The following is a 13,886-nucleotide window of genomic DNA, read 5'->3' as shown; positions in this document are numbered from 1 at the left end:
ATCTGACCTCCCGGACAACTCGGATAACACCGCCTCGGTCCCCGGCGACGAGACCGGGGAGGTGCCCGCCAAGAAGACCGAGATGACGGTCCCCGAGATGCGGCAGTGGCTGCGCAACTGGGTGGGCAAGGCCGTCGGGCAGTCACCCGACGCGATCGACGAGTCGATTCCGATGGTCGAGCTGGGCCTGTCATCACGCGACGCCGTCGCGATGGCCGCCGACATCGAAGACATGACCGGTGTGATGCTGTCGGTCGCGGTGGCGTTCCAGCATCCGACCATCGAGTCGCTGGCGACCCGGATCATCGAGGGCGAACCGGAACGGCCCGACGACGACCTCGACGGTGTCGACTGGACGCGCAGCGGCCCGGCCGAGCGCGTGGACATCGCGATCGTGGGTTTGGCTACTCGGCTGCCCGGCGACATGAACAGCCCGGACGAAACCTGGCAAGCCTTGATGGAGGGTCGCGACGCCATCACCGACTTGCCCGAAGGGCGTTGGTCGGAGTTCCTCGAAGAACCACGGCTGGCCGAGCGGGTCGCCGCCGCCCGCACCCGCGGCGGTTACCTCAAGGACATCAAGGGCTTCGACTCCGAGTTCTTCGCGGTGGCCAAGACCGAGGCCGACAACATCGACCCGCAACAGCGGCTGGCATTGGAGATGACCTGGGAGGCGCTCGAGCACGCCCGCATCCCGGCGTCCAGCCTGCGCGGCGAAGCCGTCGGCGTCTATGTCGGCTTCACCAACAACGACTATGGCTTCCTGGCCATTTCGGACCCGACCGTCGCGCATCCCTACGCGATCACCGGTAACTCGACCGCGATCATCGCCAACCGGGTGTCGTATTTCTATGATTTCCGCGGCCCCTCGGTCGCCGTCGATACCGCCTGCTCGAGTTCGCTGGTGGCAACCCATCAAGCGGTGCAGGCGCTGCGCAACGGTGAGTGCGACGTGGCGGTTGCCGGTGGTGTCAATGCGCTGATCACTCCCGCGGTGACCCTCGGTTTCGACGAGATCGGCGCGGTGCTGGCACCCGACGGCCGGATCAAGTCGTTCTCGTCGGACGCCGACGGCTACACCCGCTCAGAGGGCGCCGGCATGCTGGTGCTCAAGCGGGTCGACGACGCGCGCCGCGACGGCGACCAGATCCTGGCCGTCATTGCCGGTAGCGCCATCAACCACGACGGCCGCTCCAATGGCCTGATCGCCCCCAACCAGGACGCGCAGGCTGAGGTGCTGCGCCGGGCCTACAAGGACGCCGGCATCAACCCGCGCACCGTCGACTACATCGAGGCGCACGGCACCGGCACCATCCTCGGTGACCCGATCGAAGCCGAGGCACTTGGGCGGGTGGTGGGCAGGGGACGCCAGGCCGATCAGCCGGCGCTGCTGGGCGCGATCAAGACCAACATCGGGCACCTGGAGTCGGCGGCCGGCGTGGCCGCCATGGCCAAGGTGGTGCTGTCGCTGCAGCATGACAAGCTGCCGCCGTCGATCAACTTCGCCGGGCCCAGCCCCTACATCGACTTCGACGGCATGCACTTGAAAGTCGTTGATACTGCCACAGATTGGCCGCGCTACGGTGGCTTCGCAGTGGCGGGGGTGTCGAGCTTCGGCTTCGGAGGAGCCAACGCGCACCTGGTGGTGCGTGAGGTGTTGCCAGGCGACGTCGCCGAACGTGAGCCCGAGCCCGCGGTGGCCGTGGCCGCCGAAGCCGAGCAGGCGCAGGCGCCCGCGCTCGAAGCCCACTCGCTGAATTTCGACGACTTCGGCAACATCATCACCGACGACTTTGTCGGCGACGACGCCGAGCCCGAGCTGCCGGGCGTGACCGAAGAGGCGCTGGCCCTCAAAAAGGCCGCGTTGGAAGAGCTTGCAGCACAGGAAGATTCAGAGCCAACCAAGCCGCTGATCCCGTTGGCGGTGTCGGCATTTTTGACCTCGCGCAAGAAAACCGCGGCGGCCGAACTGGCGGACTGGATACAAAGCCCCGAAGGCCAGGCGGCGTCGCTGGAATCGATCGGCCGGTCGCTGTCGCGGCGCAACCATGGCCGCTCGCGTGCGGTGGTGCTAGCCCACGACCACGAGGAAGCCGTCAAGGGCTTGCGCGCGGTGGCCGATGGTAAGCAACGACCAGGAGTGTTCAGCGTCGACGGCCCGGTGACCAACGGCCCGGTGTGGGTGCTCGCCGGATTCGGTGCGCAGCACCGCAAGATGGGCAAGAGCCTGTATTTGCGGGACGCGGTTTTCGCCGAGTGGATCGAAAAGGTCGACGCACTGGTCCAAGACGAGCTGGGCTACTCGGTGCTCGAGTTGATCCTCGACGACTCGCAGGACTACGGCATCGAAACCACCCAGGTCACCATCTTCGCGATCCAGATCGCGCTGGGTGAGCTGCTCAAGCATCACGGCGCCAAACCCGCCGCTGTGGTGGGCCAGTCGCTGGGTGAGGCCGCGTCGGCCTACTTCGCCGGTGGCCTGTCGCTGCGCGACGCCACCCGCGCGATCTGCTCGCGCTCGCACCTTATGGGTGAGGGCGAGGCGATGCTGTTCGGCGAATACATCCGGCTGATGGCGCTGGTGGAGTACTCCGCCGACGAAGTCAAGACGGTGTTCTCCGACTTCCCCGATCTCGAGGTGTGCGTCTACGCCGCGCCAACCCAGACCGTGATTGGCGGCCCGCCCGAACAGGTCGACGCGATCATCGCGCGCGCCGAATCCGAGGGCAAGTTCGCCCGAAAGTTCGAGACCAAGGGTGCCAGCCACACCCAACAGATGGATCCGCTGCTCGGCGAGCTCACCGCCGAGCTGCAGGGGATCAAGCCGCTGAGCCCCACCGCAGGCATCTTCTCGACGGTGCACGAGGGCAGCTACATCAAGCCGGGCAGCGAGCCGATCCACGACGTGGACTACTGGAAAAAGGGCCTGCGCCACAGCGTGTACTTCACCCACGGGATCCGCAACGCCGTAGACAGCGGGCACACCACGTTCCTGGAGCTCGCCCCTAATCCGGTGGCGCTGATGCAGGTGGGCCTGACCACCGCGGACGCCGGCCTGCATGACGCCCAGCTGATCCCGACGCTGGCCCGCAAGCAGGATGAGGTCGAGTCGATCACGACGACTCTGGCGCAGCTCTACGTGTTCGGCCACGACCTGGACATCCGGACGATGTTCAGCCGCGCTAAAGAGCCGCAGGACTACGCCAACATTCCGCCGACCCGGTTCAAGCGCAAAGAGCACTGGCTGGACGCGCACTTCGCCGGCGACGGCTCGGTAATGATGCCGGGCAACCACGTCGCGCTGCCGGACGGCCGGCACGTGTGGGAGTACGCGCCGCGCGACATTGCCGACCTCGCCGCGCTGGTGCGATCCGCTGCGACGGCGGTGCTGCCGGACGCGAAGCTGACCGCCTCGGAGCAGCGTGCGGTGCCCGGCCCGGGTGCCCGGTTGGTGACGACGTTGACGCGGCACCCCGGTGGCGCGTCGGTTCAGGTGCACGCCCGCATCGACGAGTCGTTCACTCTGGTCTACGACGCGCTGGTCGCCCGGGGTGATGCGCCTTCGGTGCTGCCGACCGCGGTCGGTGCCGGCACCGCGCTCACAGCGGGGACTTCCGTCGCCGACACGACCGCCGCGCCCGTTGCAGAGGGTCTCGCCGAGGATGACGACGCCGAAACGCTGACGGACAGCCTGACCAACCGCTACTTATCGAGCGACATAGGCAGATGGTCGCCGGATTCCGGCGAGACTATCGCGGTTCGGCTCGGCACCATCGTCTCGGCGGCCATGGGTTACGAACCCGAGGACCTGCCCTGGGAAGTGCCGCTGATCGAGCTGGGCCTGGACTCGCTGATGGCGGTGCGGATCAAGAACCGCGTCGAGTACGACTTCGACCTGCCGCCCATTCAGTTGACGGCGGTGCGCGACGCCAATCTCTACGCCGTCGAGCAGCTGATCGAGTATGCGATCGAGCACCGCGACGAGGTCCAGGAGCTGCACGAGCACCAGAAGACCCTGACGGCCGACGAGATCGCCAAGGAGCAGGCCCAGTTACTCAGCGGTGCTGCACCGACGCCTGGGCCGGATGCCTCGGACGCACCGATCCCGCCGCCGCCGACGGATCCGTCCGGCCCTTCGACCAACGGCGCCAAGCCGAATCTGGCTGGGGCGGCCGAGGCGCTCAGTCAGGAGACTGTCGCCAAGGCGCTGAACTCCGACGTCCCGCCGCGCGATGCCGCCGAGCGGGTCACCTTCGCCACCTGGGCGATCGTTACGGGTAAGTCCCCGGGCGGCATCTTCAACCCGTTGCCCAAGCTCGACGACGCCACCGCCGCCAGGATGGCGCAACGACTGGCCGAGCGCGCGGAGGGGCCGATCAGCGCCGAGGATGTGCTGACCTCGCAGACCATCGAAGCGTTGGCAGAGAAGGTGCGCGCCTACTTCGAGGCCGGCCAGATCGACGGCTTCGTCCGCACCCTGCGCGCCCGTCCCGACGACGACTCCAAGGTGCCGGTGTTCGTGTTCCACCCCGCCGGTGGCTCGACCGTGGTGTACGAGCCGCTGCTCAACCGGTTGCCGGCGGACACTCCGATGTACGGGTTCGAGCGGGTGGAGGGCACTGTTCAGGAGCGGGCTGCCCAGTATGTGCCCAAGCTGTTGGAAATGAACGAGGGAAAGCCGTTCATCCTGGCCGGGTGGTCGCTTGGCGGTGCGCTGGCCTACGCGTGCGCGATCGGGTTGAAGCAGGCCGGCGCCGACGTGCGTTTTGTCGGGATGATCGACACGGTGCGCGCCGGCGAGGAGATCCCGCAGACCAAGGAGGAAACCCGCAAGCGCTGGGACCGTTACGCGAAGTTCGCCGAGCGAACCTTCAACGTCGAGATTCCCGGGATCCCCTACGAGCAGCTCGAAGAGCTCGACGACGAGGGGCAGGTCAAGTTCGTGTTGGATATCGTCCAGCAAAGCGGCGTGCAGGTTCCGGGTGGCATCGTCGAGCACCAACGGACGTCCTATCTGGACAACCGGGCGCTCGAAACCGTCGAGATCGAGCCTTACGACGGCCACGTGACCCTCTACATGGCCGATCGCTACCACGATGACGTCATCGAGTTCGAGCCGCGATACGCCGTGCGTAAGCCGGACGGCGGTTGGGGCGAGTATGTGGCCGACCTCGAGGTGGTGCCGATCGGTGGCGAGCACATCCAGGCCATCGACGAACCCATCATCGGCAAGGTCGGTGCTCACCTGGCTGAGGTGCTGAATAAGGTGGAGGCGCAAACCAGTCAGACAAGTGAGGTAGGCAAGTAGTGACGGATGTAGCGCCCGGGCCGGCTCCCTCTCCCCACACCACAGCCGAGAAGCTGGTCGATCTCAAAGCTCGTCTCGAATTGGCCAAGGAGCCCGGCGGCGAGAAGGCCGCCGCCAAGCGCGACAAGAAGGGCATCCCGAGTGCGCGCTCCCGCGTCCATGCACTGCTGGATCCGGGCACCTTCTTCGAGGTCGGGGCGCTGGCCAAGACGCCGAACGACCCGAATGCGCTCTACGGTGACGGCTGCATCACCGGCCACGGCCTGATCGACGGCCGGCCGGTCGGCGTGTTCTCCCACGACCAGACCGTTTTCCAGGGCACCGTCGGCGAGATGTTCGGCCGCAAGGTGGCCCGGCTGATGGAGTGGTGCGCGATGGTCGGGTGCCCGATCGTCGGCATCCAGGACTCCGGTGGCGCCCGGATTCAGGACGCGGTCACCTCGCTGGCTTGGTACGCCGAGCTGGGCCGTCGGCACGAGGCGCTGTCCGGTCTGGTGCCGCAGATCTCCCTCATCTTCGGCAAATGTGCTGGGGGAGCGGTCTATTCGCCGATCCAGGACGATCTGCTGGTCTCGGTGCGCGACCAGGGCTACTTCTTCGTCACCGGGCCGGACGTGATCCGGGAAGTCACCGGCGAAGAAGTGACCCTCGACGAGCTCGGCGGCTCCGACGTGCAGGCCCGCTACGGCAACATCCACCAGGTGGTGGACTCCGAGGCCGAGGGGTTCCAGTACGTGCGCGACTTCCTGTCGTTCCTGCCGTCCAACTGCTTCGACCAGCCCCCGATCATCAATCCCGGGTTGGAGCCCGAGATCACGCCGAGCGACCTGGAGCTCGACACGATCGTGCCGGACTCCGACAATGCGGCCTACGACATGCACGAGATCCTGCTGCGGATCTTCGACGACGGCGACTTCCTCGACGTCGCCGCGCAGCACGGGCCGGCCATCATCACCGGGTATGCCCGCGTCGACGGGCGTCCGGTCGGCGTGATCGCCAACCAGCCCATGTTCTTGGCCGGGTCGATCGACAACGAAGCCTCCGACAAGGCCGCGCGGTTCATCCGCTTCTGCGACTCGTTCGAGATCCCGCTGGTGTTCGTGGTGGATACGCCGGGATTCCTGCCGGGTGCCGAGCAGGAGAAGAACGGCATCATCAAGCGCGGCGGCCGCTTCCTGTACTCCGTCGTGGAAGCCGACGTGCCCAAGGTGACGATCACCATCCGCAAGTCCTACGGCGGCGCCTACGCCGTGATGGGATCCCGGCAGCTGACCGCCGACTTCAACTACGCCTGGCCCACCGCGCGCATCGCGGTGATCGGCGCGGAGGGAGCCGCGCAGCTGCTGATGAAACGCTTCCCGGATCCGACCACGCCCGAGGCGCAGCAGATCAAGAAGGACTTCATCGAGGGCTACAACGAGAACATGGCGATCCCTTGGACCGCGGCCGAACGCGGGTTCATCGACTCGGTCGTCGACCCACACCAGACCCGGCTGCTGATCCGCAAGTCCATGCACCTGCTGCGCGACAAGCAGTTGTGGTTCCGCACCGCGCGTAAGCACGGGCTGATCCCGGTCTAACCGTTTGTTGTCGGCTACTTCCGCAAGGTGAATTGATTGAGGTCGATGTAGCCCTTGCGGAAGAGATCAGTGCAGCCGGTGAGGTACTTCATGTACCGCTCGTAGACCTCTTCGGACTGAATCGCGATGGCCTCAGTCTTGTGCGCCTCTAGGCCCGCGGCCCAGACGTCCAGGGTTCTCGCGTAATGCCGCTGCAGCGACTGGCGACGCTTCAGCCTGAAGCCGGCCTTCGCCGAGAAGTCCTTCACCATCTGGATGGTCGGCAGGGCGCCACCGGGGAAGATTTCGGTCTGCATGAAGTCGCCAAATTCGACGATCTTCAGCGTTAGCGGCAGTCCGGACTCGATGATTTCCTTTTCCGAGAGCTTCGTGATCGTGTGCAGCAAGAACGTGCCACCGGCCGGCAACAGCTCATACGTCCTCTCGAAGAAGGCGGCGTAGCGGTCTTAGCCGACATGTTCGAGCGGGCCGATCGCCACGATCCGGTCCACCGGGTCGTGGAACCGCTCCCAGCCCTCGAGCAGCACCCGCTTGGAACGCGGGCTATCCGACTCCGCGAACAGCTGCTCGACGTGGGCAACCTGGTTCTTGGACAGCGTGATGCCGACGACATTGACGTCGTATTTCTCGATGGCCCGCATCATGGCGGCGCCCCAGCCGCAACCGAGGTCGAGCAGCGTCATGCCTGGCTGCAAGTCCAGCTTGCTCAGCGAGAGGTCGATCTTGGCGATCTGCGCCTCTTCCAGTGTCATGTCCTCGCCGCCAAGCCAATAGGCGCAGGTATACATCTGGGTGCGGTCGAGGAAAAGGCGGAAGAAGTCGTCGGATAAGTCGTAGTGCGCCTGCACGTCCTCGAAATGTGGCGTCAGCTCCTCGGCCATGTCGTTGCCTTTCCTAGACCCCGTTGGCGGCTTGTAAAGCACTGTAAGGCGAATTCGGTGGGAGTGCTTGGCCGAAGCCGCGTGGGACCATGGGTGTTGTAGTCCGAGCCCGCTACTGGGCCGACTCCACCATGGTCAGTCGCGGGCCAACCACGTCATAGGAGAAGCGGACAGGAGTTCCGTCCTTCAGGCTGCGTTGCAAGAGCGCAAGCCATGGGGCGAAATTCGGGTCATCGCGCGCCAGCCGATAGATGGCGGCATGTCGGCCGAACGCCACACCCACCGGGGCATCGGGGTCAGCGATGTTGAGGCTGGCGACGACGTCCTGTTCCACGATCGGTGCCGCACCGGCGACTCCGACTGGTGCAAAAGCTAAGAGCGACAGCACAATTACGAAAACGGCGCCGAGTTTCCTCATAACCGCAGCGTCCCGTCTAGCAGTTCCTCGAACCGGTCCAGCGCCATCTCGGAATCGGCGTCGATACCGCGCAACGGTCCGCGATCGGCGAGGTAGCGCTGCGCGTACAACGCGGCGACCAGTGCCTTGCGTTCGCCGCCGCGGGTGTCGCGCTCCCAGGCGGCCTGTTCGATCAGCAGCGCGCCCGCGTAAACGTCGCCCATGAATTGGGCCAGCGGGAACAGCCGCGCCTCGGCGACGGTGCTGTCGAGTTTGGTCCAGGCCGTGATCGCCGCGTCGAGATCCTCGATGCGGCGGGCCACCAGGGGAGTGGTTTCGTCGTCGTCGGAGACCGACACCGCGTCGTGCAGACGCGCCAATAACGTCTCGTGCGCCTGGTTCTGTTCGATACCGCGGCGCACGTCGAGGCACAGGATGTTGTCCGGGCCCTCCCAGATCGTGTTCACTTGTGCATCGCGCAAAAGCCTTGCCACCGGCCAAGTTTCGATATAGCCATTGCCACCGTGAATCTCGATCGCATCCGAGGCCGCGGTGATCCCCAGCCGGCACACTTTGAGCTTGGTTACCGGCACCGCGATGCGCTGCCGCATGCTGCGCGGCTGGCGATGGTTGGCGGCTCCGGTTCCGTCGAAAACCATTGCCTGCGCGGCTTCGACGTCGACGATCAGTTCCGCCAGCTTGCGCCGCATCAGCGGCTTGTCGATGAGCGCACCGCCGAACGCGTGGCGCTGCCGCGCGTAGCACAGCGACTCGACCAGGGCGCGGCGCGCGTTGCCCAACCCGAACAACGCGATCCCGAGGCGCGCGGCGTTGGTCAACTCCATCATCCGACCCAGGCCCTTGCCATCGGACGGGCCCGTGTCACCGGTCGGCTTCTCGGACAATAGAAACGCCTCGGCGTCGACGAACTCGACCTCGCCGGAGGCCACCGAGCGGGTGCCGAGCTTGTCCTTCAATTGCCGCACCCGCACGCCGTTGCGCGAACCGTCGCGGCGGGTGCGCAGCACCAGGAAGTTAGCGATGCCGCGGGTCGAGTCGGGCGCACCCTCGGGTTTGGCCATCACCACGAAGGCCTCCCCGGCGCAGTTGGAGGCGAACCACTTGAAGCCATTGATTAGCCACCTGCCATCGTCTCCGCTACGGGTGGCAGTCGTCTCCAGTGCCCCGAGATCGGAGCCGCCGGTGCGCTCGGTCAGCAACTGCGCCGTCTCGCCCGCCCATTCGCCGGAGGAGAACTTGGCCAGCACATACTCGGCGACGTCGGCCGGTGCGTACGCGGCGACCAGAGACTGGACCATGCTGCCGCCGGTGCCCAGTGCGCAGCCCATCCCGATGTCGGCTTGATTGAGCAGATAGTTGGACGCGAACAGCGCCAGCCCCGAGCTCACTTTGGCCACGCGCGCATCGGTGCGCAGCGCCTGCTGAGCCGCTAGCACCGCGCGCTTGGACTGCGCGAACGAGTCCGGCATCACGACGTGACTGACATCGTGTCCCCACCGGTCGTAGCGCTGAAGCCGCGGCGGGTTGCGGTCCGTCTCGTCGGCCCAGCGTGTGACCGGACCGCCCATCAGCGCACCGATGCTCGTCAAATGGGGTTCTAGGACCGCCAATTCATCGGGCCGCAGGTAATAGGCCATGGTGAACTGCAGCGTGGGGTCGGTCAGGTACCAGTTGAGGCCGGCGGCACCGTGGTAGCTGTCCGTCCGGTAGCGCTGCGACTTTTCTTCAGTGGAGAAAGGCAGCCGGTCCACGGCCTCTACGTCGTAGTCGCTCATGCCGCGACGTTATACCGGTGCGACGAACTCCGAGGTGTAGAACTCGGCCGGGTTCTGGGAATTCGGATTCGGCCGCGAGATAATCACCCAGACCCCAGTCGTGCCCTGCCGAATGGTGTCCGACACCGTCGTCATTCCGCCGCCGGCCCCGTCGGTGTCAAGGCCGGAATAGGCGGTGCCCGTACTTCCCGGGCCACAGCCGCCCGCCGCGGGCCGAGGTTCCTGAATCAGGCCGACGTCGAAGTGGGTTCCCGGCTCGGGTGCATCCGACAGATGCACCTCCGCGCTCGCTTTCCCCCCGGTGGAATGAATGATCACTTCACCGGTGCCCAGGGCGGACCGCGGCACCATGGGCACGGTGCTTATCAGGCTGAAATCGCAACGCCTGAGCTTGCTGTCCAACACGACAATCGTCCCGGCTTCGGCCCCGGCTATAGCGATCCCCGCGGTCGCCACCGGGGCCATCGCTGCGGTAAATGCCGCCCCGCATGCGGCTAGGCCCTTCCATGTTTGCATCGGCCACCCTTTCCCCCGTGTTTGCTGCTTCACAGCGGAATAGATATTGACCTTTATTCGCCGGAATTAAACCAATTAGAAAGAATTACTCAAGCGTCAATTGTTGCGGCTATTTTACCGGTGCCAAATTGCGGCCGATTAAATTGCAAAACTTATGCAATGCAAGTGTTTTCGCCGCGGTTATTACGGCTTGATCCGGATCTGGCCGGGCGACCACCAGCCGGTGCGGGTCGCGGCGCCCAGGTCGAGTTGTGCGGGCTGGGCGTCGGCGATGGTCTCGAACTCGCGCAGCGATCCCCAGTCGCGGCCCCAGTCGTGCGACAGGTAAGTCGACATCACGTGCGCCCGCAGCAGTAAGTCGGTGATGCCCAGCAGGCCGCCGTTGACGCCGTCCTGCCAGGTGTCGGTGTCCTGCTTCTTCGCCGTGTAGTCCGGGGTGATGCGGAACTTCGGGATCTCGGCGACACCGTTGGCGTGCAGCATCGGCTGCTGGCACGGGAACGCGAGTCCGACCGCCCAGTCCATCAGCACCGGCTGCGTCGAGCCGACGTATTCCTGCAACGAGCGCAGCTCCGGTACCCGGGGCGGGGTCACCGCGGTCCAGTCCTCGGGGGTCAGCGACAGGTCGTCGGCCACCACTCGTACGGCGACGCTGTCCGCCGGCATTTCGGACCGGGCGAAGCGCAGGTTGCGCCAGACCTTCGGCTGCTCCCCGTACAAGTCGTAGGGCACCAGGCGACCGGCCGGCACCAGTTCGCCGCCGGGGCCGGGCCGGGCGTATTCCAGGACAACCGTCTGCCCGTTGGTGTGGTGGTGCAGGATGCTGTTGCCGGCGATCGCGCCCGCGGCGGTCACCACCACCAGGGGATGTCCGGCGTCGGCCTTCGGTAGCTGGTACCACGCCGACGCCAGCCTGCTCTGCTGCTGCGCGCCGCTGGTGTAGCTGCCCGCCATCGGAACCCGAGCGGGGTCCAGGCCGTACGGCAGCGGGACCGTCGATCCGTTGATGCCCGGCGCCTTCAGTTTGGTCGGCCCGTACCAGTCGTAGTCCGTTCCGGGCTGCGGCACCGCGGTCTCCCGAACCGCTTCGGCCAGTGTGCGTTCCGGTACTCCGTTGGGGGTGAAGCCTGTCGGATTGACACCGCCCAGCGCGCCCAGCGGACCGTAATCACCCGGAAAGGGCGTCATGAAGCCGGCATTGCTGTCGGGCTCGACGAGCACGTCGTCGGCCAGACCGCAGCCGCCGCTGAATTCGCGCAGGTTGTCCCAGGCATTCGAGTAGGTGGGGTACTGGCGCACGATGCCGGCCACCATCGACGCCACGAACACCAGCGCCATGAAACCGGCCGCGAGCGGTATCGGAGCCGCTGTCAGAGCGCGCGCCAGCCGGCCCTCGCCATGGCTGGTGTCCACGAAGTGCAACCAGGCCGCGTATACGGCGACAATCACGAACAGTGCGAAAAAGATTCCGCTGATTGTGATTCCGCCGATTTTCGGCATGGAGCTGTTGAACGGCACGCCATAGCTCGAGACGTACCACCAACCGTTGGTGGTGGCGAAGCACAGCGCCAACACGAACAACAGCGCCGCCAGGAACGCCATCCGGTTGCGCGACCAACGCAGCACCTTGGGCGACACCAGCACGGTCGTCAGCGCGGCCATCGCCGCGCCCACCGCGGCGAACAGCCCGAAATGGTGCACCCACTTGGTCGGGGTGAACATCAGGAAGAACATGGTGCCGAAGATGACACCCATCAGTCGCCATGCCGGCCCGCGAGCCACTCCCGGAACGCGCTTGCGCCGCAACATGATGAACACCGCGGTGAACAAGCACAGCGCGGTCAGCAAAAAGCCGAATCGGCGCGACAGCGACCCGTCGACGGTGGGCAGGATCAGGTAGTAGTAACGCAGGTTCTCGGTGTACCACGCCTGGCTGGGCCCGATCGCGGTGCGAATCCTGGTGGCTTCCAACACCGTTGACAACGTCTGGTCGGCAAACACCACGGTGAGGATGACGAAACCGGCGGCCAGCATCGGGGCCACCAGCGGCCAGGTCCCGACCAGGCGATGGCGGCGCACCAGTATTCGCAGGATCGGACGACCACCGGCAACCAGCGCGGCCACCGCGATCAGCCCCGTCGGCTGTACACCCAAGGTGAATGCCGCGGTCACCACCGCCAGGGCAGCCGGGGTCAGCCGTGAGGCGCACATCGTGCGTTCGATCAGGACCCAAGTGAGCAACGAACCCAGCGCGATGATGGGTTCGGGGCGCAGACCGTTGTCGAACGGCATCCACGCGGTCAGCAGGACCATGCCCGCCGCCCAGTTCGCTGCCTTACTCGACGTTACGGCGGGCCCCAACCGCGGCAGCACCTCACGCGACAGCAGCAGCCAGCACACCAGCCCGGCGATCAGGTCGGGCAGTCGTATCCACAGACTGTCGTCGCTGACGTGGGTCATCACCGCCAGCAGGTTGTAGTACCAACCGAAGGGGTCCTCCGGGCTGCCGAACCAACGGAAGTAGTTGGACATGTAGCCGGCGTGGTCGGCGACCCGGGCCATGCCCAGGATGTAACCGTCGTCAGAGGAGTTCGCCCCGATCACATGCCACAGCACGAACCCGAAAATCACCGTGGCGTCGGCGAAGGTGAACTTTTTCCAGCGAGTCGGGATCAGGCGGTGCATCCTGCGACCGTCCAGCTGGTCCAGCCGCCACAGCGCGACCAGCGAGACGATGGTGGACAGGATGGCGCCGATCATCGCCAGCAGCTTGAGTGTCGTTGGGGTGGTGGAGAATCGCGTGTCGATGGTCGCCGAGAACTTGAGCCCGGGTGGCGCGGGACCGGTCAGATCGGTAAACACCCCGACGATCTGCGGCCGCAGGTTGGGATCGGCGAAGCCGCCGGACTGCGGCTTACCCGCCGGATCGGTCAAACCGACGAAGGTAGCGAAAGTGCCGGCGTGCGTGGAGGTTATCTCGATGCGCTGGCACTGCGGCGACTCTGCCTGCTCGCGTGACGCGCTGGCGATCACGACGTTGCGGTCGGTGACGTCGACGCGCTTGCCGTTGACGACGACGAACAACGCATTGAGGGCGGCGTCCTTGCCCTTCTTGGGTGCGGTGCTCAGCACCACACCGCCGTCGGCCGGCAGGTCGCGGACCACAGCACATGGCACGCTGGCCGTCACGTCGACTGGGCTCAGTGAAATAAGCGGCGCCGTAACGTTATTCAATTGGCCGTTCTGAGGCCAGTTCAGCATCGCGGTTGTCTGCACCACCGGCAACAGGGGTGTCGCGACAGACAACACAAAGCCGACAAGCCCGGCGATCGTGGCGACCCACCGGGTGAGCCGGACGTCGTCGCGGGTACGGCGCCCGCCGGTGGCTGACTTTTCTTCGTGGTCGAT

At 65.8% G+C, this 13,886-nt stretch carries 6 protein-coding genes and 1 pseudogene; 2 read left to right on the top strand and 5 right to left on the bottom strand.

Features of this window, described 5'->3' with window-relative positions:
• Positions 1 to 82 precede the first annotated feature (82 nt).
• Together pks13 and DB708_RS26335 are read left to right on the top strand one after the other, a co-directional pair.
• The gene (pks13, locus tag DB708_RS26340) at positions 83 to 5,308 is read left to right on the top strand and encodes a polyketide synthase Pks13 (protein ID WP_235616968.1); all 5,226 of its coding nucleotides are present in this window, start codon (positions 83 to 85) and stop codon (positions 5,306 to 5,308) included.
• Complete coding sequence (locus DB708_RS26335) at positions 5,308 to 6,888, top strand: acyl-CoA carboxylase subunit beta (RefSeq protein ID WP_108926397.1); 1,581 nt, start codon at positions 5,308 to 5,310, stop codon at positions 6,886 to 6,888. The genes pks13 and DB708_RS26335 overlap by 1 nt, the downstream gene beginning before the upstream one ends.
• Before the next feature lie 14 nt (positions 6,889 to 6,902).
• Here DB708_RS26335 and DB708_RS26330 read toward each other — a convergent pair.
• The 5 genes and pseudogenes from DB708_RS26330 to DB708_RS26310 all read right to left on the bottom strand — a co-directional run bounded on the left by DB708_RS26330 (position 6,903) and on the right by DB708_RS26310 (position 13,886).
• Positions 6,903 to 7,769 (bottom strand): annotated as a pseudogene (locus tag DB708_RS26330) (cyclopropane mycolic acid synthase family methyltransferase).
• A gap of 112 nt (positions 7,770 to 7,881) precedes the next feature.
• Positions 7,882 to 8,187 (bottom strand): hypothetical protein, encoded by a 306-nt coding sequence (locus DB708_RS26325; RefSeq protein ID WP_108926396.1) that lies wholly within the window; start codon positions 8,185 to 8,187, stop codon positions 7,882 to 7,884.
• Positions 8,184 to 9,962 carry an acyl-CoA dehydrogenase family protein gene (locus tag DB708_RS26320; RefSeq protein ID WP_108926395.1) on the bottom strand — a complete coding sequence of 593 codons (1,779 nt, stop codon included), beginning with the start codon at positions 9,960 to 9,962 and terminating at the stop codon, positions 8,184 to 8,186. Before DB708_RS26320 ends, DB708_RS26325 begins: the two co-directional genes overlap by 4 nt.
• 9 nt (positions 9,963 to 9,971) lie before the next feature.
• A complete protein-coding gene (locus DB708_RS26315) occupies positions 9,972 to 10,478 on the bottom strand; it encodes a hypothetical protein (RefSeq protein ID WP_108926394.1) in 507 nt (168 codons plus the stop codon).
• 183 nt (positions 10,479 to 10,661) lie between these two features.
• Complete coding sequence (locus DB708_RS26310; RefSeq protein ID WP_235616967.1) at positions 10,662 to 13,886, bottom strand: arabinosyltransferase domain-containing protein; 3,225 nt, start codon at positions 13,884 to 13,886, stop codon at positions 10,662 to 10,664.

It is taken from the genome of Mycobacterium montefiorense (assembly GCF_003112775.1).
Classification (GTDB): Bacteria; Actinomycetota; Actinomycetes; order Mycobacteriales; family Mycobacteriaceae; genus Mycobacterium; species Mycobacterium montefiorense.
Note: the sequence above shows the minus strand (reverse complement) of the source record. Positions and strands in the feature narration are given on the sequence as shown.